General features: G+C 70.2%; 17 protein-coding genes and 3 pseudogenes. 5 read left to right on the forward strand and 15 right to left on the reverse strand.

The window, feature by feature from the left end:
- Positions 1-20 precede the first annotated feature (20 nt).
- The 5 genes from LUZ64_RS06985 to LUZ64_RS07005 form a co-directional block, all read right to left on the reverse strand.
- Positions 21-1,022, reverse strand: a complete 1,002-nt coding sequence (locus LUZ64_RS06985; protein ID WP_095581054.1) for a LacI family DNA-binding transcriptional regulator — start codon at positions 1,020-1,022, stop codon at positions 21-23.
- 133 nt (positions 1,023-1,155) lie between these two features.
- Positions 1,156-3,558, reverse strand: a complete 2,403-nt coding sequence (locus LUZ64_RS06990) for a phosphoketolase family protein (protein ID WP_095581053.1) — start codon at positions 3,556-3,558, stop codon at positions 1,156-1,158.
- Positions 3,559-3,909: 351 nt separating this feature from the next.
- Positions 3,910-4,446, reverse strand: a complete 537-nt coding sequence (locus LUZ64_RS06995; RefSeq protein ID WP_095581052.1) for a hypothetical protein — start codon at positions 4,444-4,446, stop codon at positions 3,910-3,912.
- A 356-nt stretch (positions 4,447-4,802) separates the two neighbouring features.
- Positions 4,803-6,053, reverse strand: a complete 1,251-nt coding sequence (locus LUZ64_RS07000; protein WP_211304996.1) for a helix-turn-helix domain-containing protein — start codon at positions 6,051-6,053, stop codon at positions 4,803-4,805.
- Positions 6,054-6,326: 273 nt separating this feature from the next.
- Positions 6,327-6,692: a hypothetical protein gene (locus LUZ64_RS07005; RefSeq protein WP_095581050.1), complete on the reverse strand. Its 366-nt coding sequence runs from the start codon at positions 6,690-6,692 to the stop codon at positions 6,327-6,329.
- Positions 6,693-7,039: 347 nt separating this feature from the next.
- On the opposite strand from LUZ64_RS07005, the gene LUZ64_RS07010 reads away from it, so the two are divergent.
- A complete protein-coding gene (locus LUZ64_RS07010; RefSeq protein ID WP_170116729.1) occupies positions 7,040-7,579 on the forward strand; it encodes a hypothetical protein in 540 nt (179 codons plus the stop codon).
- A 19-nt stretch (positions 7,580-7,598) separates the two neighbouring features.
- Here the strand turns inward: LUZ64_RS07010 and LUZ64_RS07015 are convergent.
- The 5 genes and pseudogenes from LUZ64_RS07015 to LUZ64_RS07030 form a co-directional block, all read right to left on the reverse strand.
- Positions 7,599-7,850: pseudogene (locus LUZ64_RS07015) on the reverse strand (transposase); the annotation flags it as partial.
- Between the two features lie 37 nt (positions 7,851-7,887).
- On the reverse strand, positions 7,888-8,013 hold the full coding sequence (locus tag LUZ64_RS37085) for a hypothetical protein (RefSeq protein ID WP_267897170.1): 126 nt from the start codon (positions 8,011-8,013) through the stop codon (positions 7,888-7,890).
- 299 nt (positions 8,014-8,312) lie between these two features.
- A complete protein-coding gene (locus LUZ64_RS07020; RefSeq protein WP_143593091.1) occupies positions 8,313-8,963 on the reverse strand; it encodes a hypothetical protein in 651 nt (216 codons plus the stop codon).
- 271 nt (positions 8,964-9,234) lie between these two features.
- Positions 9,235-9,456: a hypothetical protein gene (locus tag LUZ64_RS07025; protein WP_095581049.1), complete on the reverse strand. Its 222-nt coding sequence runs from the start codon at positions 9,454-9,456 to the stop codon at positions 9,235-9,237.
- Between the two features lie 100 nt (positions 9,457-9,556).
- Positions 9,557-9,715 carry a hypothetical protein gene (locus LUZ64_RS07030; RefSeq protein WP_170116728.1) on the reverse strand — a complete coding sequence of 53 codons (159 nt, stop codon included), beginning with the start codon at positions 9,713-9,715 and terminating at the stop codon, positions 9,557-9,559.
- A 135-nt stretch (positions 9,716-9,850) separates the two neighbouring features.
- On the opposite strand from LUZ64_RS07030, the gene LUZ64_RS07035 reads away from it, so the two are divergent.
- The 4 genes and pseudogenes from LUZ64_RS07035 to LUZ64_RS07050 all read left to right on the forward strand — a co-directional run bounded on the left by LUZ64_RS07035 (position 9,851) and on the right by LUZ64_RS07050 (position 13,009).
- Positions 9,851-10,393, forward strand: coding sequence for a hypothetical protein (locus LUZ64_RS07035; protein ID WP_095581048.1), 543 nt, complete (start codon positions 9,851-9,853; stop codon positions 10,391-10,393).
- Between the two features lie 11 nt (positions 10,394-10,404).
- A pseudogene (locus LUZ64_RS07040) lies at positions 10,405-10,815 on the forward strand (DUF6221 family protein).
- 98 nt (positions 10,816-10,913) lie between these two features.
- Positions 10,914-12,539: a restriction endonuclease fold toxin-2 domain-containing protein gene (locus tag LUZ64_RS07045; protein ID WP_232389742.1), complete on the forward strand. Its 1,626-nt coding sequence runs from the start codon at positions 10,914-10,916 to the stop codon at positions 12,537-12,539.
- Positions 12,540-12,550: 11 nt separating this feature from the next.
- The gene (locus LUZ64_RS07050; protein ID WP_095581046.1) at positions 12,551-13,009 is read left to right on the forward strand and encodes a hypothetical protein; all 459 of its coding nucleotides are present in this window, start codon (positions 12,551-12,553) and stop codon (positions 13,007-13,009) included.
- A gap of 181 nt (positions 13,010-13,190) precedes the next feature.
- On the opposite strand, the gene LUZ64_RS07055 is transcribed toward LUZ64_RS07050, so the two are convergent.
- The 5 genes and pseudogenes from LUZ64_RS07055 to cbiE all read right to left on the reverse strand — a co-directional run bounded on the left by LUZ64_RS07055 (position 13,191) and on the right by cbiE (position 17,535).
- Positions 13,191-13,373 carry a hypothetical protein gene (locus LUZ64_RS07055; RefSeq protein WP_143593090.1) on the reverse strand — a complete coding sequence of 61 codons (183 nt, stop codon included), beginning with the start codon at positions 13,371-13,373 and terminating at the stop codon, positions 13,191-13,193.
- 335 nt (positions 13,374-13,708) lie between these two features.
- Positions 13,709-13,792: pseudogene (locus tag LUZ64_RS38180) on the reverse strand (hypothetical protein); the annotation flags it as partial.
- Between the two features lie 425 nt (positions 13,793-14,217).
- Positions 14,218-15,429: a serine hydrolase domain-containing protein gene (locus tag LUZ64_RS07060; RefSeq protein WP_095581044.1), complete on the reverse strand. Its 1,212-nt coding sequence runs from the start codon at positions 15,427-15,429 to the stop codon at positions 14,218-14,220.
- Positions 15,430-15,511: 82 nt separating this feature from the next.
- Positions 15,512-16,261, reverse strand: coding sequence for a precorrin-4 C(11)-methyltransferase (gene cobM / locus LUZ64_RS07065; RefSeq protein ID WP_095581043.1), 750 nt, complete (start codon positions 16,259-16,261; stop codon positions 15,512-15,514).
- Positions 16,258-17,535 carry a precorrin-6y C5,15-methyltransferase (decarboxylating) subunit CbiE gene (gene cbiE, locus LUZ64_RS07070; RefSeq protein WP_095581042.1) on the reverse strand — a complete coding sequence of 426 codons (1,278 nt, stop codon included), beginning with the start codon at positions 17,533-17,535 and terminating at the stop codon, positions 16,258-16,260. Before cbiE ends, cobM begins: the two co-directional genes overlap by 4 nt.
- Positions 17,536-17,609 lie beyond the last annotated feature (74 nt).

Genomic DNA, 17,609 nt, shown 5'->3' on the forward strand with positions numbered 1-17,609 from the left:
CGCTGCCCCTCTCGATGTTCTCAGTGGGTGGGTGGTTCGCCGCACGAACGGCGGACGACGAGCCGTGCCGGCAGCAGCACCGAACCGGCCGGGCGGCCCTCGATCCGCTCCAGCAAGGTGTGCACGGCGGCCCGGCCGAGCTCGCGCGTCGGCTGGGCGACGGCGGTCAGCGGCGGGTCGGTGTGGGCGAACCACGGCACGTCGTCGAAGGCCACCAGCGCGAGGTCGTCCGGGATGCGCAGGCCCCGGGCCCGCACCTCGTCCAGGGCGCCCAGCGCCATCAGGTTGTCGGTGGCCAGCACGGCGTCCGGCGGCTCGGCCAGGTCCAGCAGGTCCCGCGTCACCCGCCTGCCGCCCGCGGACGAGAGGTCCGGCGAGGAGCCGATCCGCTCCGGGGGCAGCGCGATGCCGTGCCCCAGCAGCGCCGCGCGGAACAGCTCCAGGCGCTCGTCCCCGACGGGCGTGCCGGCGGGCGCGACGATCACGGCGGGGCGGCGCCGCCCCAGCGCCGCCAGATGGGCGGCCAGATCCGTCAGCGCGGCGCGCCCCTCCGCCCGTACGCACGGGGCGGCGACGCCCGGCACCGAACGGTCGAGGAGCACCAGCGGGGTGCCCGCGGACACCACCTCGTGGAGCATCGCGGAGCCGGTGCCGGCGGAGCTGACCATCAGGCCGTCGATGCGCCGGTCGAGCAGGGTGCGGATGTAGTCGTCCTGCTGCTCCGGGCTCTCGCCCGCGTTGCCGATGATCAGGCTGTAGCCCAGCCGGCGCGCCTCCTGCTCGACGGCGTCGGCCAGCTCCGTGAAGAACGGGTTCCGGAGGTCGCTGATGACCAGACCCAGTGTCCGTGTGCGGGCCGTGCGCAGTGCCCGGGCGACGACGTTGGGCCGGTAGCCGAGCTCCTCGACGGCGGCCAGCACCCGCTCGCGGGTGGCGGCGACGGGGGAGCGGCCGTTGAGCACGCGGGAGACGGTGGCGACGGACACGCCGGCTCGCTCGGCCACGTCCTTGATGTTCGCCACGGCGCCTCCGAGGGATGTAATCGATTTCTTGGGCGCTAGGTAATCGATTACATCGGGAGGGCGTCAAGGGCCCGTCAATGTGGCGTGCGCCACGGCGGCCCGGATGGGGTGGGGCAGGACCGGGCGGGCGGGGTCAGGCGCCGGGCCAGGTCCAGTCCGCCACCTCCGGGAGGTCCGTGCCGTGTTCACGGATCCAGGCGTGGTGGCGGGTGCGCGCGTCCGCCATGGCCTGGCGGACGGCGACGGCGCGGACGCCCAGGCCGGGGACGCGGTCGATGACGTCCATGACCAGCCGGTAGCGGTCGAGGTCGTTGCGGACGACCATGTCGAAGGGCGTGGTCGTGGTGCCCTCCTCCTTGTAGCCCCGGACGTGCAGATGGGGGTGTCCGGTGCGCCGGTAGGCGAGGCGGTGGATCAGCCACGGATAGCCGTGGTAGGCGAAGACGACCGGCCTGTCGGTGGTGAACAGCGCGTCGTACTCGGCGTCGGTCATCCCGTGCGGGTGGTCCTCGCGCGGCAGCAGGCGTGTCATGTCGACCACGTTGACGAGCCGTACGGCCAGCTCCGGCAGGTGGCGGCGGAGCAGCCCGGCGGCGGCCAGCGCCTCCTGGGTGGGCACGTCGCCGGCGCAGCCGAGGACGACGTCCGGGGGCCGGTCGCCGGTCTCGGTGCCTGCCCACTCCCAGACGCCCGCGCCGCGCGCGCAGTGGGCGCGCGCCTCGTCCATGCCGAGCCAGTCGAAGCAGGGCTGCTTGCCCGCGACGATCACATTGACGTAGTCACGGCTGCGGAGGACGTGATCGGTCACGGACAGCAGGGTGTTGGCGTCCGGCGGCAGGTAGACGCGCACCACCTCGGGGGACTTGTTGAGGACGTGGTCGACGAATCCGGGGTCCTGGTGGGAGAAGCCGTTGTGGTCCTGGCGCCAGACGTGCGACGTGAGCAGGTAGTTGAGGGAGGGCACGGGACGGCGCCAGGAGAGCGCGCGGGAGGTCCTGAGCCACTTGATGTGCTGGTTGACCATGGAGTCGACGAGGTGCACGAACGCCTCGTAGCAGGAGAACAGGCCGTGCCGGCCGGTGAGGTGATAGCCCTCCATCCAGCCCTGGCAGAGGTGTTCGGAGAGGACCTCCAGCACCCGGCCGTCGTGCGCGAGGTGTTCGTCGGTGTCCAGGACCTCCGCCTGCCATGCCTTGGCGGTCGCCGCGTAGAGGGCGTCCAGACGGTTGGAAGCGGTCTCGTCGGGGCCGGCCACGCGGAAGTTCCGGCTGCCGGCGGTGTCGGCCATGACCTGGGCCAGCAGCCCGCCGAGTACGCGGGTGGGCTCGTGCAGCGACGTGCCGGGCTTGCCGACGGGCACCGCGTAGTGCTCCAGCGGCGGCAGCGGCAGCGAGCGCGTCAGCAGACCGCCGTTGGCGTGCGGAGTGGCGCCGAGGCGCCGGTCGCCCTCGGGGACGTGCTCCAGCACCTCGGGGCGCGGCCGGCCGTCGGCGTCGAAGAGCTCCTCCGGGCGGTACGAGCGCAGCCACGCCTCCAGCTGCCGCAGGTGCTCGGGGTCGTCGCGCACGCCGGGCAGCGGCACCTGGTGGGAGCGCCAGGTGCCTGCCACGGGGAGCCCGTCGACCTCCGCCGGGCCCGTCCAGCCCTTCGGGGTGCGCAGCACGATCACCGGCCAGTGCGGCCGGTCGGGCACGCCGTCCTCCCGGGCGACGCGCTGCGCGGTCGCGATGTGGTCCAGGGCGCGGTCCATGGCGGCCGCCAGTGCCCGGTGCACCTGTGCGGGGTCGTCCCCGGCGACGTACAGCGGTTCGTGGCCGTAGCCGCGCAGCAGCCGGTCCAGCTCCTCCTCGGGGAGGCGGGCGAGGACGGTGGGGTTGGCGATCTTGTAGCCGTTGAGGTGCAGGATCGGCAGGACCGCCCCGTCGTGGACCGGGTCGAGGAACTTGTTCGAGTGCCAGGACGTGGCGAGCGGGCCGGTCTCGGCCTCGCCGTCGCCGACGACGCAGGCGACGAGCAGGCCGGGGTTGTCGAAGGCGGCGCCGTAGGCGTGGGCCAGGGAGTAGCCGAGCTCACCGCCCTCGTGGATCGAGCCGGGGGTCTCCGGGGCGACGTGGCTCGGCACGCCGCCGGGGAAGGAGAACTGCCGGAAGAGCCGCTCCATCCCCTCCGCGTCACGGCTCACGTCCGGGTAGACCTCGCTGTAGCTGCCCTCCAGCCAGGAGTTGGCGACCACGGCCGGGCCGCCGTGCCCCGGCCCCCACACGCACAGGGCGTCCAGGCCGCGGGCCTTGATCACCCGGTTGAGGTGGGTGTGGACCAGGTTGAGCCCGGGTGAGGTGCCCCAGTGCCCCAGCAGCCTCGGCTTGATGTGCTCGGGCTCCAGCGGCACGGCCAGCAGCGGATTGCTCAGCAGGTAGATCTGCCCGACCGCCAGGTAGTTCGCGGCACGCCAGTGCGCGTCCAGGGCGGCGACCTCGGCGTCGGTGAGCGGCACCGCCGGCTCGGCGGCACGGCCGGAGTGCGGACGCGTGGGCATGGGGCCTCCTCGGTGGGCGTGGGGCGGGTGCCGGGGTACCCCTTGGGAGGCGCGGGAAACGCGCTCGGGGGACCGGCGTCCCGGCCGCTGGCCCGGTCGGACGACGGCGCGCCCGCCGGCCCACGGAAAAGAGCCTTCCGAGCTGCGGGACGCGCCCGCACGGCTGCCCTCCGCCCCGTCCTCGCACACCTCGTGGACAGACACCTGCCGGAGATCCGCCGCACCGGCGTCCGGGACGAGCTCGCCCACGAGGCCGTGCACCGACCGAGGGACCGAGCAGCCGCCCGTAGCACTGCCTGCGGGTGGCTGTCACGGGGGCCGATCAGGGGCGCGGACGACCTTGCGGCCTCCCTATTCGCTCGCCGTTCCGTTCTGCCGTGGGTCTACCGGTCCGGGCCGCGTCGTCTTGATCGGAATGCGCGTGATCAGGATCCGTACCACTTCGGGGTCGCAGAGATCTCCATCGGATTCGGGCGGGGGCAGGATCCAGTACGCACCGGGCCGGTCGCGGCGGGTCGGCGGGGGCGCGGCGACGTATCCCGCATGGGCGCGGCGGCTGCGGCACTCCGTGCGGGGTTCTGCCCAGGTGTCGGCGGTGCCAGGGGGAACGAGTAGCACGTAGTGGAGCCGGGTCTTCGGGACGATGACGCCGTGGGTGAGGCCGGCGGCGCGGAGGTGGGCTTCGGTTCCGTCGCGGTCGCGGATGCTGCTGGGCATCCCGTCCTCGACCAGATCCGCGGGGAGGTAGACGGCGTTGAAGTGTTCGAGCCCGATGCCCGCGTTGGCACCGCGGGCCCAATCCTCCTGCATCCGCCATGGCGATGTCTCGCGGCGCAGGAGCCAGCGTGCGGCGTCGGAGGTCAGGCTGGGGTGGGTGTAGATACTCATCTGGTGGCCTCGGTTGTGGGCTGGTGACAGGCGCACTGGCAGGTCAGGGGTGCGGTCCGTGCCGCGCGGGACGGTGCGCCGATCCGGCGAAGCGGGGTCGTCCCGGAACAGCGGGCGTGTTGCCCGGTGCGGCATCGCTCGGTCGTGTGGGGGCGGTCAGGCCGGGTCACGGGCATGGTGCGGCCTGCGCACGATCGGGCTCCGGCAGGCAGGCGGAGGCCGGCCACTTGAGGAGAGCGTTGTCCATGAGGGTCTCACGATCATCGGTGAGCGGATGTGGGGATGACGGTAGGACCGGGGCAAGGGAAGAGGGGGCACAGTGTGTGCCCCCTCGATCGCCCGCGATTCGAGCTTCCCTAGGCCGCGAGGATGCCGATCTTTACGGCCAGCTCGGAGGCGCGGCGGCGTCGGTTCGGCGTCCGGGACTCGGTCTGTTCGAGGATGATGCCCTTGGCGTAGCCGTTGTACCGGATGGTTTCCGGCGCGGACTCGAACGCCTTGTCCAGGGTGGCGAGCGCGGTGTCCGGCTGGCCGTCCAGCTGGTAGCCCCGGGCTTCTTCGATGCGGTGCCGGGCCCGGCGTGGCAGGGAGGGGATCGTCAGAGCGTCCGCCGCTGCGGCTTGCTTGACGCTCTCGCCTCCTGCCCGGAGCTCGACGGCGACGGTCACGGCGTGGGCACCCATGATCGCTTCCGAGAACGAGGTGATCGGGTGGTAGTAGCCAGGAGGCAAGGTCTTCGACATGGCCCTGGCCTTGTCGAAGTGGCCCCAGGCGCTCCCCTGATTTCCCCGGCGCGCGGCGGTGTGGCCGGCCTCGAACCGGAGCGCGCCGGCGATGGCCAGGACCCCTGGATCGGCGTCGGCGAGCAGGGGTTGCAGGTACTCCAGCGCTTCCATGGTGACTGCGTCCGCTGCGTCGTAGTGTGTGGGACCGCTGTCGCGATGTGCCTGTGCGGCGAGCCACGCGGCAACGCCGATGGCGTGCGGGTCATCGGACTCCCGGGCGGCGATCATGCTGCGCTCCACCACGCGCCACAGTAGATGGGCGTCCGGTTGGTAGGCGATGAAGAACTGCGACAGGGAATAGACTTCCGACAGGGCGGCCTGCGCGGCGCGGAGGGTCGCGTTGGATTCGGCCTGCCTTACGGCGAGTTGGGCGTCGCGGATGAGGTCGGGGAGCAGTCGGCCGATCACGTCGCGGTGGTGGGGCGCTGAATGGCGGGCCTTCCAGGCCCGGGCAAGGCGCGCTTGCAGATGCTCAGTCGGCGGCGCTTCAAGGTCTGTGGGGAGCAGAAAGGCGTCGACTGCCGCCTTCACCGCCGGGAGTCGTTTGTGGCCGGGGCCGGTGAAGAGGTCGACGTGGGTGGTTTGATCGCCGGTCAGTTCGACGAGGTCGCCGACGCGCAGGGCCTCGGCGATACGCAGGATCGTGTGCAGCTTGGGGGTCTGAAGGCGCCCGCTTTCCACTGCCTTCACCCAACTAGGTGACCGTCCCACCAGGCCGGCGAGAACAACTCGGCTCATCCCTCGCCGCGTTCGCAGCAGTTGCATTCGTTGTCCGAAGCCGATCGGTTCGGCATACGGGTCGGGGGTAGCATCTGGTGACACGGTCTCGCCCCTTTCTGAACAGCTCGTCACTGCCAGACTATGGGGCGAGGCCGGAGGTCTGTTATGGGTCGGTCGGCAGCGCGTTCACCGGGGGCGCTCGCGGTGAGGTGCTTCGTCTCGGGAAGACTGTGGCACCGAGCCTTCCGAAAATGAGCGGCTCGGTCGCCCCCGGTTGACGAGTGACGGCCGGTCATCCACCCGGGAGCCCTGACGTCGTCGTGGGCGCGTCACAACGGCCGCTCGGCCGGGTGCCACACCCTCGCTGCCCTCCGGTCAGGAGGTCTTACGCAGCAGCCAGGCGTTCGGCGTGAAGGAGGAGTTGACGAAGACCACGCAGCCGCCGCTGTAGTAGGTCTGGACCTTGATCCAGCCGCTCGGCGGTTGCGCGGAGGCGCAGGCGTTGACCTGAGTGCCGACGGGGAGCCCCTCCAGCTGCTTGATCATCTTGACGTTCGAGCCGCTCATCACGCGGCACGAGGCACTGGTGCCCCAGTTCACGTCGACCCAGCCGTCCGGGGTCATCGAGTCGGCGCACACCGTGCGGGTCTCGCCCGGCGACGCCTGGGCCGGGCTCGCCGCGACGGAGGCGACGAGCGTCGCGCCGAGAAGTGCCAGACCCGCGGTGCGGAGTCGTCTCATGGGTGTCTCCCAAGCGTGAAGAGTGCACTGATGCGCTGATGAGGGATCAGTGTTGACCATGGGCATTCAATGGCCTGCGTGAAGGACTTGAGGAGAGTATTTTCGGTCATGAAGGCACCGTGAAAGCGCCATGGACGCCGCAGAGGGTCTTCGCGGGGGTGCCTTCTCCAGGCTTCGAGGAGGCCGCGGAAAAGCCGCTGTGTCGCACGGGCGCGGGCCCGTGCGGCACGGTCATGGATGACGCCAGGCGGGGTTGTTGCCTGGGCCTGTCTCTCTGATGTGGCGACAACCGATGCAGTCTGGAAAGTTTGGTTTACGTGGGCGGTTCTATAAACGACAGTTGTCGCATGACGGCCTCTGAGATCACCCCAGAAGAGCAGGCAGAGCTCGACAAAACCCTGTACGACGCCTTGAACCCCCTGGCCTCGGCCATCCGCTCCCGAGAGACCGGGTTGTCCGCCGACCGCATGTGGGACGCGAGTCCCGTCGAAGTGGCACTGTCCGTCCTGGCCGCGTGGAAGGTGATGGATGGTGAGGTCAAGCGGCTCACGGAGAGGGCGGCAATGACCGCCGGCTCCTACGGCGCGAGTTATGAGCAGCTGGGAGCTGTCTGGGGAATCACCCGGCAGGGCGCCCGTAAGAAATGGCCCGATGCCGTCAGCCGCCCAGCACCCGCGACAGCGGGCAAAAGCACGCTTGCGCTGTTCGGAGGGACTGCTGAGTTGGCGCAGTCAACTTCCGGCGGTTGGGGCTGGACTGGTCGAGGCGCTGATGGAGCATCCGGCAAGGCCCCCGATGGGGCGCCGTACGCGACCGCAGAGGAAGCAGCGGCCCACGCGGGCGCATACCTCAAAGAACACGCCCTCGACATCGGCGATCAGTCCTAGCTCCGCGCCGGAGGCCGACCGCCAGGACAGTGGCGAGGATGCGTTCCCGGGTGCCGTCCACGGCCCACCTGATCAGTCGTTTGTGAGCGGTCCGGAACGAGCCGAGCTCGTCCGGCGGGTCCCGCCAGGGCGAGTAGGTGCGGTACTTCCACGCGATGGCTTCCAAGGTTCGGCGGTGGTCGGCCCATCGCCGACCGCGGACCGGGTCAGGCGGCATCAGCGGCACGATCCGGTCCCACAGGGAATCAGTGATCACCAATCGGACGGACACATCCGATCAACTGACCAACCGCTCAAAGAGACGCGCTCTAGCGATTCACCGGGCCGAGCGCCGCCCGGGCCACTGGCTTTTTGTCGCACTTGGTGACGGTCCCGCAGAACTCGCCCTCGAACGTGTTCTCAATGGGCGGGCTCTGATCCAGGTTCTTGAACATAGCGTGACCTGCGGAAACGTCGAGAATTGAGACAGTTCGACAGAGTTCGATGATGCTCAATGCACCTCCAAGTCGAGCCGGGTTCCTGTGGGAACGCGGCCTCTGTAGCGGGCGCCCCAGTCTCGCGGGAGTGAATGGAAAAGCCCCGATACCCCCGGCCGTGTCGGCCGAGGTCTCGGGCAGCCACACGCGGCGCCGCCGGGGGGCGGGGCTCCGCGATCACGGCGGCAGTGATCCCGTGCGCCAGGAACACGCCTTCGGGGCCCTCCAGGCCAGCCTCCCTGATGAGCGCCTCGACGTCACCGGCAGGGACTTGGACGGCGTCGTAGAGGTGTCCGGTGAAGACGCCCGCGGGCTCCCCGCGGTCCCAGGCACGTCGGTTCCTGGCGAGGAACGGGCCCTCGGACAGCCATCGGTCGGCAGACCGAGCCCCTTCTGCTGCTGGCTCGTTCACGGGCCGCCTGCCGGATCAGGGCTCGTACCGCTGCCGGGTCGCAGAGGTCCTCGTCGGCCTCGGGCGGGGGCAGGAGCCAGTACGCACCGGGCTGGCTGCGGTGGGCCGGTGGGGGCGCGGCGACGTATCCCGCGTGGTGTCGGCGGCTCCTGCACTCCGTCCGCGGCTCCGCCCAGGTGTCCGCCGTGCCAGGGGGCACGAGCATCACGTAGTGAAGCCGGGATTTCGGGACGATGACGCCGTGGGTGAGGCCGGCGGCGCGGAGGTGGGCCTCGACTCCATCGCAGTCACGGACGCTGCTGGCCATCTTCCCCTCGACCGTGTCCGCGGGGAGGTAGGCGGCCTCGAAGTGCTGGAGCCCGATGCCGGCGCTGGCGCCGCGTGCCCAGTACTCCTGGGCGTGCCATGGTGAGGTCTCGCGGCGAAGGAGCCAGCGTGCGGCGGCGGAGGTCAGACTGGGCTGGGTGTAGCAGGTGAGGTCGATGTAGTTGGTCATCTCGCGGCCTCGGTCGTGGGCTGGTGGCAGGTGCACTGGCAGGCGAGGGGCTCTGTCTGAGCGGTGCGGGGCGCGCCGATCCGGCGGAGCTGGGTCGCCCCAGGGCAATCGGGGTGCTGACCGATCCGGCACTGCTCGGCGGCGTGTGGGAGTGCGGGGTGGGTCACGGGCACGACGCTGCCCCTCTCGGCTGCGAGCAAGGCACCGCCCAGCCCTGCCTTCAGCGCTAAGGCCGAGAATCCAGCTGATGCCCTGCGAGCGGCAGAACAGCTCATGCGAGCCGCCCGGGAGCAACAAATCCTGAGCCGCTCAGCACGCGAGCGAGAAGGAGGTACAGCTTGACGGCCTCCAGCCGGGTCAGGACCAAGTCGACTGTGCCCTGGAGGCTCTCGAACTGGAACAGCGCCACGGGCAAGCGGACTTCACCGGTGGCGCTGTCGGTGGTCGCGTCGGCCTGCCGGGACGGCGATGCGTGCCACTGATCGACGGTCATGACTAACCCCTTGTGTAGGCGTCCATTTGAGGAGCCGCCACCGTAGGGTCTTGATCAAAGGAGCAGGGGGCAAAGTGTCCCCCTGTCCCAAGGTGCCTCTCTAGCCTGCGTTCTTCACTCCGATCGCTTCGGCCAAGATGCGGCTGCCGAGGGACTGCCGGTCCATGGTCTTGGCGTAGGTGATGGTGACGGGGTGGCGGCGGTCGAGGGCCTGGGTGAGGTCGGTGAGGGTGGTGGTCTGGCGGGCGGTGCGCTTCATCGAGATCCCCCTCTGAGCTGCATTCCCTTGCGGTGTGACACCATCATGTAGCCCAACGCGTTGGGCTATAGGTTTTCCTGGGATAGCCCAACAGGGTGGCCTTACCGTTGGCAACCCGTATGCGACCATGGCCCCATGTCCAGCGACTACGCCCCCGACGACGAAGCGCTCCGCCTCTACGGCCGCTACAAGCGGGCTCGTGAGATCGAGGCCGAGCTCAGGGACCCCGTCCGCGAACAAGCCGCCCGCGACCTCAAGGCCGGCGCCGCCGTCAGCGATCTCGCCAAACTCACCGGGCTCACGCCCGAGTACTTCCGCCGCATCGCGCGCGCTGAGAGTGTGGAACGCAAGCGCCCGCCCACGGTCGGCAAGCTGGCCAGTGGGCCCGCCCGGCAGCACGCCGCACCTCCGCCCGCTGCGCCGCGCTGGGAGGGTTCCCCGGCTCCTCGGATGCCCGGGCCCCCGGCCGAGTTGGGTCTCTCCCCAGTCGTGGCCGCCCTGCCGGAGGGCGATGCCCGGCTCCTGGCGAGCCAGGCTGAGGCGCAGCATCCGGACTGGGGCAAGGAAGTACGTAAGGAGTTGCGAGGGGTGCCGGCGGAGTGGGTGAAGCGCGCGATAGTCGAAGCCGCGGTCCAGGCCGGCTACGTGGGCGTACCGGGCGGGGAGACTGAGAAGTGACCGCGGATCTGGTGGCGTTCCTCCGCGCCCGCCTCGACGACGATGAGCAGGTTGCCCGCGCGGCGAAGTCCGGCCCGTGGATCCGGCACGACCACGTGGCCGGCGTGCACGCCGACGACGCGGCACCTGACGGCCGGCCGTACGGATCAGCAGTGGCCGACTGCCGCCGGGTGTCTGACGGGTACGGCGTGCCGAACGCGCTGCACATCGTCCGCCACCAGCCCTCGCGCATCCTTGTGTAGGTCGAGGCGCAGCGGACTCTCCTTGATCGGTACGAGAATCCGGAGACGAGCGATGCACTGCCGGATTCGTTCAACCGGTTGACGAGCTCCGCTCAGCGCCTCGTGCTGGCCGAGGTGCTCCGCTGCCTCGCCTTGCCGTATGCCGATCACCCGGACTACCGGGAGGAGTGGCGGCCGTGAGCGGCCTGCCGTGAAGTCGCGGGCGCACCCGCACAGATCGGCTCGCCCGGCTGTGCGGTAGAACGGTGGCGGTGTCAGGAACTGGGAGGGGACGGCGCGTGAGCGACAGGATGAGGCTGACCGCCTCGGGGATGATCAAGGCATCCATGGGGATGGTCGAAGTGGTCATGACCGGTGCCCGGGACACCGCGATCGCCCTCGGCGGCGAGCTCGCGGAGCAGGGAGGCATGGCCGGTGACGACAAGGCCGGCCGCGCGTTCGCCAAGGTGTACGAGCCGGCGGCATCTACGACTCTCGATCAGATCGGCTTCAGCGCCTATATATTCGGCGGCACCGGGCAAGCGCTCATGCGGACCGCTCAGGAGTTCCTGATCGCCGATAAGCAGATCGCGGCAGGCTTCGGCTTCTCCGGCCAGCAGCCCGACCTGGCCCAGGGCATGGGGAACCCTGCCAAGGACTGTACCCGGTCATTCCTGAGCCTGGGTAAGGAACTTCCTGACGTGGTCGGCGACACCGTCTGGCATGAGCAGTACCGGCCTGGCGGTGGGAGTCGGTACCGCGGCGACCCTAAGAAGGTGAGATCCGTCGCCGGCATCTGGCGCCACGCCGGGAAGCTGATGGAACGGTTCCTTGACGATGCCCAGGTATACGCCATGACCGCCAACAAGTCGCATGCGGGACAGGCGGCCATGGCCTTCGACCAGTACTTCAAGCGTACGGTGGGCTTCGGCCATCCACCGGATCAGGTCCAGGAGGATGAACCGCTCGTCGCCAACCTCGTAGCCGCCTGCCACCAGCTGTCAAAAGCTTGTGAGAAGTACGCGGACCATATCGAGACCGCGCGTTTGCAGATCCTCACGAAAAAGGCAGAGCCCTTTCGTATTGAGTTACCGTGGGATTCCCCGATTTTGGGTGGGAACGGTGACGATGGTGGTCTGCACACCGCCATAGCCGGCGACCCGCATATTCACCGACTAGGGGATGTTGCCCACGCGCTCGACTCGTCTCAGGCCCGTGTGAAGCTGCCCGGCGCCGCTGGAGGGCCGGGCTGGCATCCGCCGCTTCTTCCTGGCGTGCCGTCGCTGACCCCTGTGCCTCTGGTCCTAGCCTCGTACGCGGTGCCAGCCGGTAACGGGCTTAACGCGGGCGTCACGGCACGGGACCCGATCCCGCCGGACCCGATGCTGAGTACGGTGCTCAGTCCAGCAGAGCAGGCACGGTTCCGGGCATGGGCGAACTCGCTGCCTGCTGGTGGCTTCGCGGGCGGCGGCGGCCCAAGTCGACCGGACAACGCTTACCAGCTTCGCACGGCCGGGTATCCGGAGCGTGAACTTCCCCTGCCTGCCGAAGCCATGGGAAGGAGCGGTAAAGGGCTCATGGCCGATGGCCTACGACCTGCCGACGGCTACGCGGTCGAGGCGAAACATGTCCGTAAGCCGAACTGCGAGAACCCAACCACCTTCCGTCACTTGGATGCAGTCGAGAAGACGCTGGGAACTCCACCGAAACTCGACGCCAAGGGCAATGCGAAGTTTGACCCGCGACGTGACGCTATGTATGTCGGTGATGAAAAAGAGCTCTCACGCTACAAGGCCGCCATGGAGCATTCACCCAAGGAACTCCGGGGGTTGGAGATTGTTACGAATGATCGTGACTCCACTGCCTATTGGCAAAGCATGATGCTCATGACCGGCGTGAGCGGTCATACCCGATACGTACCGTGAGACGAGGAAATATGCACGGCGAGAACCCGATCAGGACTACCTTCGTCTTTCATCCTCCAGTGGATAACGCCCTGGCGTGGGACCTCAGCCTGGACCGCCTGGAACGATCCATTGAGCAGTCGTTCCCGGACTCATCCGCCAAGAGCGAGGGAGACCTGGGCCCGCGCCCGGCGGCCACTCTCTCCTTCGAGATCCAGATCGCTGAGGGGGTCTGGATCGAAGGGCTGGCGACGATGCCCTTCGAAGGGATGGGCTCCGTGATGATCACTGGGGCCTCGGCGGTGGAGGCGGCAGTGTTCGCGGCCTGGTTGCGGGACTCCTTCGTCCCCTCTCCCGAGTTGGTCGAGTTCTCCAGTGAGCTGGCGATGAACGGTGGTGACGAGTCGGTATGGCACCTGCCTGAGTCGGGTTCGGTGACAGACATCGCAGAGGCGCTACAGCGTCATCTCGAAGTAGCCGATCACCTCTGAAGAGAGGCCGATTCCTGCGGCCCGCCATCACCCAGTGGGGCGCCATCGTTTGCTGACGTACCAGGCGGCGCCCGTGGTCTCGTTGCAGTGCCACTTGCTGCTGACGGCGTGCGTGGCGGGCCAGGAGCAGTGGACGGGTCGGTAGTGGTACCAGCGCCAGGACCGGCACCGTCGGCCGGGCCTACTCGCCGGGGCTCCGGTGGCAGGCGCAGACACAGGGCGCCTCGCAGAACTTGCAGACGGCCGGTGTCTTCTGGCCGCTGAGTCCGGTGTGGTTCTGGCAGTAGTCGTGATCACCGTGCAGACAGCCGGTGGAGAGATACACGTGACCGCCGGCGTCGTGGACGGCGAGCACGGTGTCCACGATCGCTCGATCGCGCCGTCGATGTGGGTGTGTCCGCCGGCCGTACCGGACCAGGTGATCGGGTGCGCGTCGTAGCAGGAGCGCTCGTCGAGTCCACAGTCGCCGTCGCACGGGTGCGCTGCTACCCGGAGTGCGTCCGCGTAGGGGCGGCGAAGAGGGTGGTCCGGCGTTGTCCGGCCCGTGTCCGCCGGACCGGTGTCCGGGGTCGGCCGGACGGTCTCCGCGCTGGTCAGGGCGCTGCCGGGCGGTGTGGTGTCCGGGATGGCGGAGGTGGTGTCCGCCCAGACTACGTGGGTGGCTCCGCCGTGTCCGTGGACGGCGATCGCGTCGTCGAGCCGGTCCCAGTGCACGGTGGAGGGCCGGGGGCCGCGCCAGCGCAGGGAGGCGGTGCCGTCGAGCCACAGGACGCCGTCGGCCACGAGGCCGGTGCCGAAGATCCCGAGCGTAGTCTTCTCGCGTACGTTCGTTTACCCCCGTGAGCCGGTCTACGTACCGATGAGCGAAGCCCATCAGCGGCTGATCCCCCGGAACTTCCTCCTCCTCAACGAACCCGTGGCCGCGGACCCAGCAGTGTGGCCGGTGCTGCTTGTACGCGTTCACCAGGTCGCGGAACTCCTCGGCCGCTTCGAGCTCTCCGAAATTCTCGGCCTGGATGCTGCTGGCGCGACCCCCACCGTCGCGCCAGCGCACCTGGTACGTGATCGATCCCATCCTTCTTGGGACGTTCCACGATGCTCGCCATGCCGAGACCATAGGGCGCCTGACGCGCCTACAGCGATGCGCACTGCCTGCTTCAATCGCGGGGCTCGGATCGAGAGGATTCCGAATCTACTAGGGTTGCGACCTAGCGGTTTACCGGTCCGAACACTGCCTGGGACTTGGTCGGCTTGGCGGCGGTCCCGCAGAACTCGCCCTCGAACATGTTCTCAAAGGGCGGGCTCTGGTCGAGCCAGTCGCCGTTGATGTTGAAGGTCAGCATGTGCTTGCCGTCCCGGGTGCCGGCCGCACCGGAGAGCGAGCCCCAGACGACGCCGTCGTGGCCGTAGACCTGGACGCCGCAGGACAGCTTGCGGGAGATGATGCCGAGCCCGTACGTGTAGTGCTCGCCGGTCTCGACCGTGGTGAGCATCGCGTCGAGCTGCTTCTTCGGCAGCAACTTGCCCTGGAGCAGGGCGCTGTAGAAGCGGTTGAGGTCGCCGCTGGTGCTCACGACCTCGCCGGTGGCGCCGGACCAGGACGGCCGGTACTCGGTGGCGTCGTAGATCTGCGGGCCGGGGTTCGGCACGTACAGCTTGGAGTAGCCGACGGGGTGCGGGGCCGGCAGCTTCGGGTCGGTGCCCGGGAAGGTCGTCTCCTTCAGGCCGAGCGGCTTGACGATGCGGCGCTCCACCTCACGGGCGTACGGCTTCCCGGTGACCTTCTCGATGATCATGCCACCGAGGACGAAGTTGGTGTTGGAGTAGCGCCAGCCCTTGCCCGGCTCGAAGTCGGGGCCGTACTTGATGCCCATGGCGACGATCTGCTCGGGCGTCTTGATGTCGTAGCGGTGCTCGAAGAACCCGGGACCGTTCATCTCCTTGTCCCACTCCGGGGTGTACACCATGTCGTGCACGCCGCTGGTGTGGTTGAGGAGCTGACGGATCGTGATCTTGTCGGCGTCGTAGCCGTTGCCCTTCACCACGCCGGGCAGGCGGCGCTCCAGGGAGTCGTCCAGGCTGAGCTTGCCCTCGGCCTCCAGCTGGAGCAGGACGGTGGCGACGAAGGACTTGGTGATGCTGCCGGCGCGGAAGTGGTCGCCGGCGGTGCGCTCGCGCTTGGTGGCGGTGTCCGCGTAGCCCGCCGAGCCGGACCAGGTTTCCTTGGGCGTCCAGGTCCCGGCGGCGACGCCCGGCATGCCCGCGGCGACGAGGCCGTCCAGGGCGGCCTGCGTCGCGGCGTGTGAGCCCTTGCCCTGCGTCGCGGCGCCGGCCGGGACGACCGCCGCGCCCCCGACGACGCCCGCCGCGGTGAGCGCCACCAGCGCACCCCGCAGAACCTTCGATATGTGCTTGGACATGCGTATCCCCCTGGGAAATGGTGTGGCCGGTCGACTGCCACAAGATCATTCAGGGGTAAGCATAGGCTGCCCTCACCACGGCTCAGTGGTCGCGGCGGTCCCGTCCGGTCGAGTACAGATAGCTGTCCGGGAACTGCTCCGCCGCCAGCGCGCGGCCCACCAGGATGACCGCCGTACGGACCACCCCGGCCTCCGCCACCTGTCCCGCGATGTCGGCGAGCGTGCCGCGCAGGACGATCTCGTCGGGACGGCTGGCCATGGCGACGACGGCCGCGGGGCAGTCCGGCCCGTAGTGCGGGAGCAGCTCGGCGACGACCCGGTCGGTGTAGCGGGCCGCGAGGTGGAGGACGAGCAGGGCGCCGCTGCGGCCGAGCGTCGCCAGGTCCTCACCGGGGGGCATCGGGGTGGCCTGCTGGGCGACGCGGGTGAGGATGACCGTCTGGCCCACGGTCGGCACGGTCAGCTCGCGGCCGAGCGCCGCGGCGGCCGCGGCGAAGGAGGGCACGCCGGGCACGATCTCGTACGGAATCCCGGCCGCGTCCAGACGCCGCATCTGCTCGGCGACGGCACTGAAGACGGCCGGGTCGCCGGAGTGCAGCCGGGCCACGTCCTGGCCCGCCTCGTGGGCGCGGACGAACTCCGCGGTGATCTGGTCGAGGTCCAGCCGGGCGGTGTCCACGAGCCGGGCGCCGGGCGGGCAGTCGGCGAGGAGCTCCCGGGGGACGAGGCTGCCCGCGTAGAGACAGACGCCGCAGCGGGCCAGGGTCCGCGCGCCCCGCACCGTGATGAGGTCGGCGGCGCCGGGGCCGGCGCCGATGAAGTACACGGTCATGGCTGGAGCTCTCCTTGTACGGGGTCTACGGGCTGTACGGGTTCGGCCACGGGGCCCCGCGGCTTGGTCACGGACCACTGTGTGACCGGCATGGCCTGCCGCCAGCCGGTGAAGCCACCGACGGGGACGGCCCGCGCCACGGCGAGGCGGGTCAGCTCGCCGCCGTGCCGCCGGTACCACCCGGTGAGCAGCGCCTCGGACTCGAGGGTGACGGTGTTGGCGACGAGCCGGCCGCCGGCGGGCAGCGCCTCCCAGCAGGCTTCGAGGAGGCCGGGGGCGGTGAGCCCGCCGCCCACGAAGACGGCGTCGGGCGTGGGCAGCCCGGCCAGGGCCGCCGGGGCGGCGCCGGTGACGACGCGCAGGGCGGGCACGCCGAGCGCCTCGGCGTTGCGGGCGATCCGCCCGGCCCGCACGGGGTCGCGCTCGACGGCGACGGCGCGGCAGGAGCGGTGGGCGCGCATCCACTCGACGCCGATCGAGCCGGAGCCGCCGCCCACGTCCCAGAGCAGTTCGCCGGGGGCCGGGGCGAGCGTGGCGAGCGTCACCGCCCGGACATGACGCTTCGTCAACTGCCCGTCGTGCTCGAAGGATTCGTCCGGGAGGCCGGGGGTGAGCGGGAGGCGGGGCGTGCCGTCGGCGGCCCGGCACTCGACGGCGAGGACGTTCAGCGCGTCGCCGGGCGGGTGCGGCCAGCCCTCGGCCGGGCCCTCGACGCGGCGCTCGCGCGGCCCGCCGAGCTGCTCCAGGAGCGTCAGCCGGCTCGGCCCGAAGCCGCGCGCGGCCAGCAGCGCCGCCACCTCGGCGGGGGTGCCCGCGCCGGCGCTGAGCACCAGCAGGCGGCGGCCCGGGTGCAACGCGGCGACGAGCGAGCTGAGCGGCCGGCCGACGAGGCTGACCACCTCGGTGTCGTCGAGCGGCCAGCCGAGCCGGGCGCAGGCGTACGAGACGGAGGAGGGGTGCGGCAGCACCCGCAGCCCGGCCGCGTCGCCGAGGACGTCCACGAGCGTGCGGCCGATGCCGAAGAACATGGGGTCGCCGCTGGCGAGCACGCAGACGCGCCGCCCGGCGTGGGCGGCCAGCAGGCCGGGCACCGCGGGGCGCAGCGGCGACGGCCAGGCGACGCGCTCGCCGGTACAGTCCTCCGGGAGCAGCTCCAGCTGGCGCGGTCCGCCGATGACCACCTCGGCTTCGCGCAGCGCCGCCCGGGAGCCGGGGGCGAGGCCGGGCCAGCCGTCGGCACCGATGCCTACGACGGTCACGGGGGCAGTGCTCACGGGGTCTCGTCACCTCGGGGTTCACGGGGGTCGGGGAGCACGGGAACTCTACTGACCAGCGACGACGGCGGCAC

The sequence above is a fragment of the Streptomyces albireticuli genome (assembly GCF_021228125.1).
Classification (GTDB): Bacteria; Actinomycetota; Actinomycetes; order Streptomycetales; family Streptomycetaceae; genus Streptomyces; species Streptomyces albireticuli.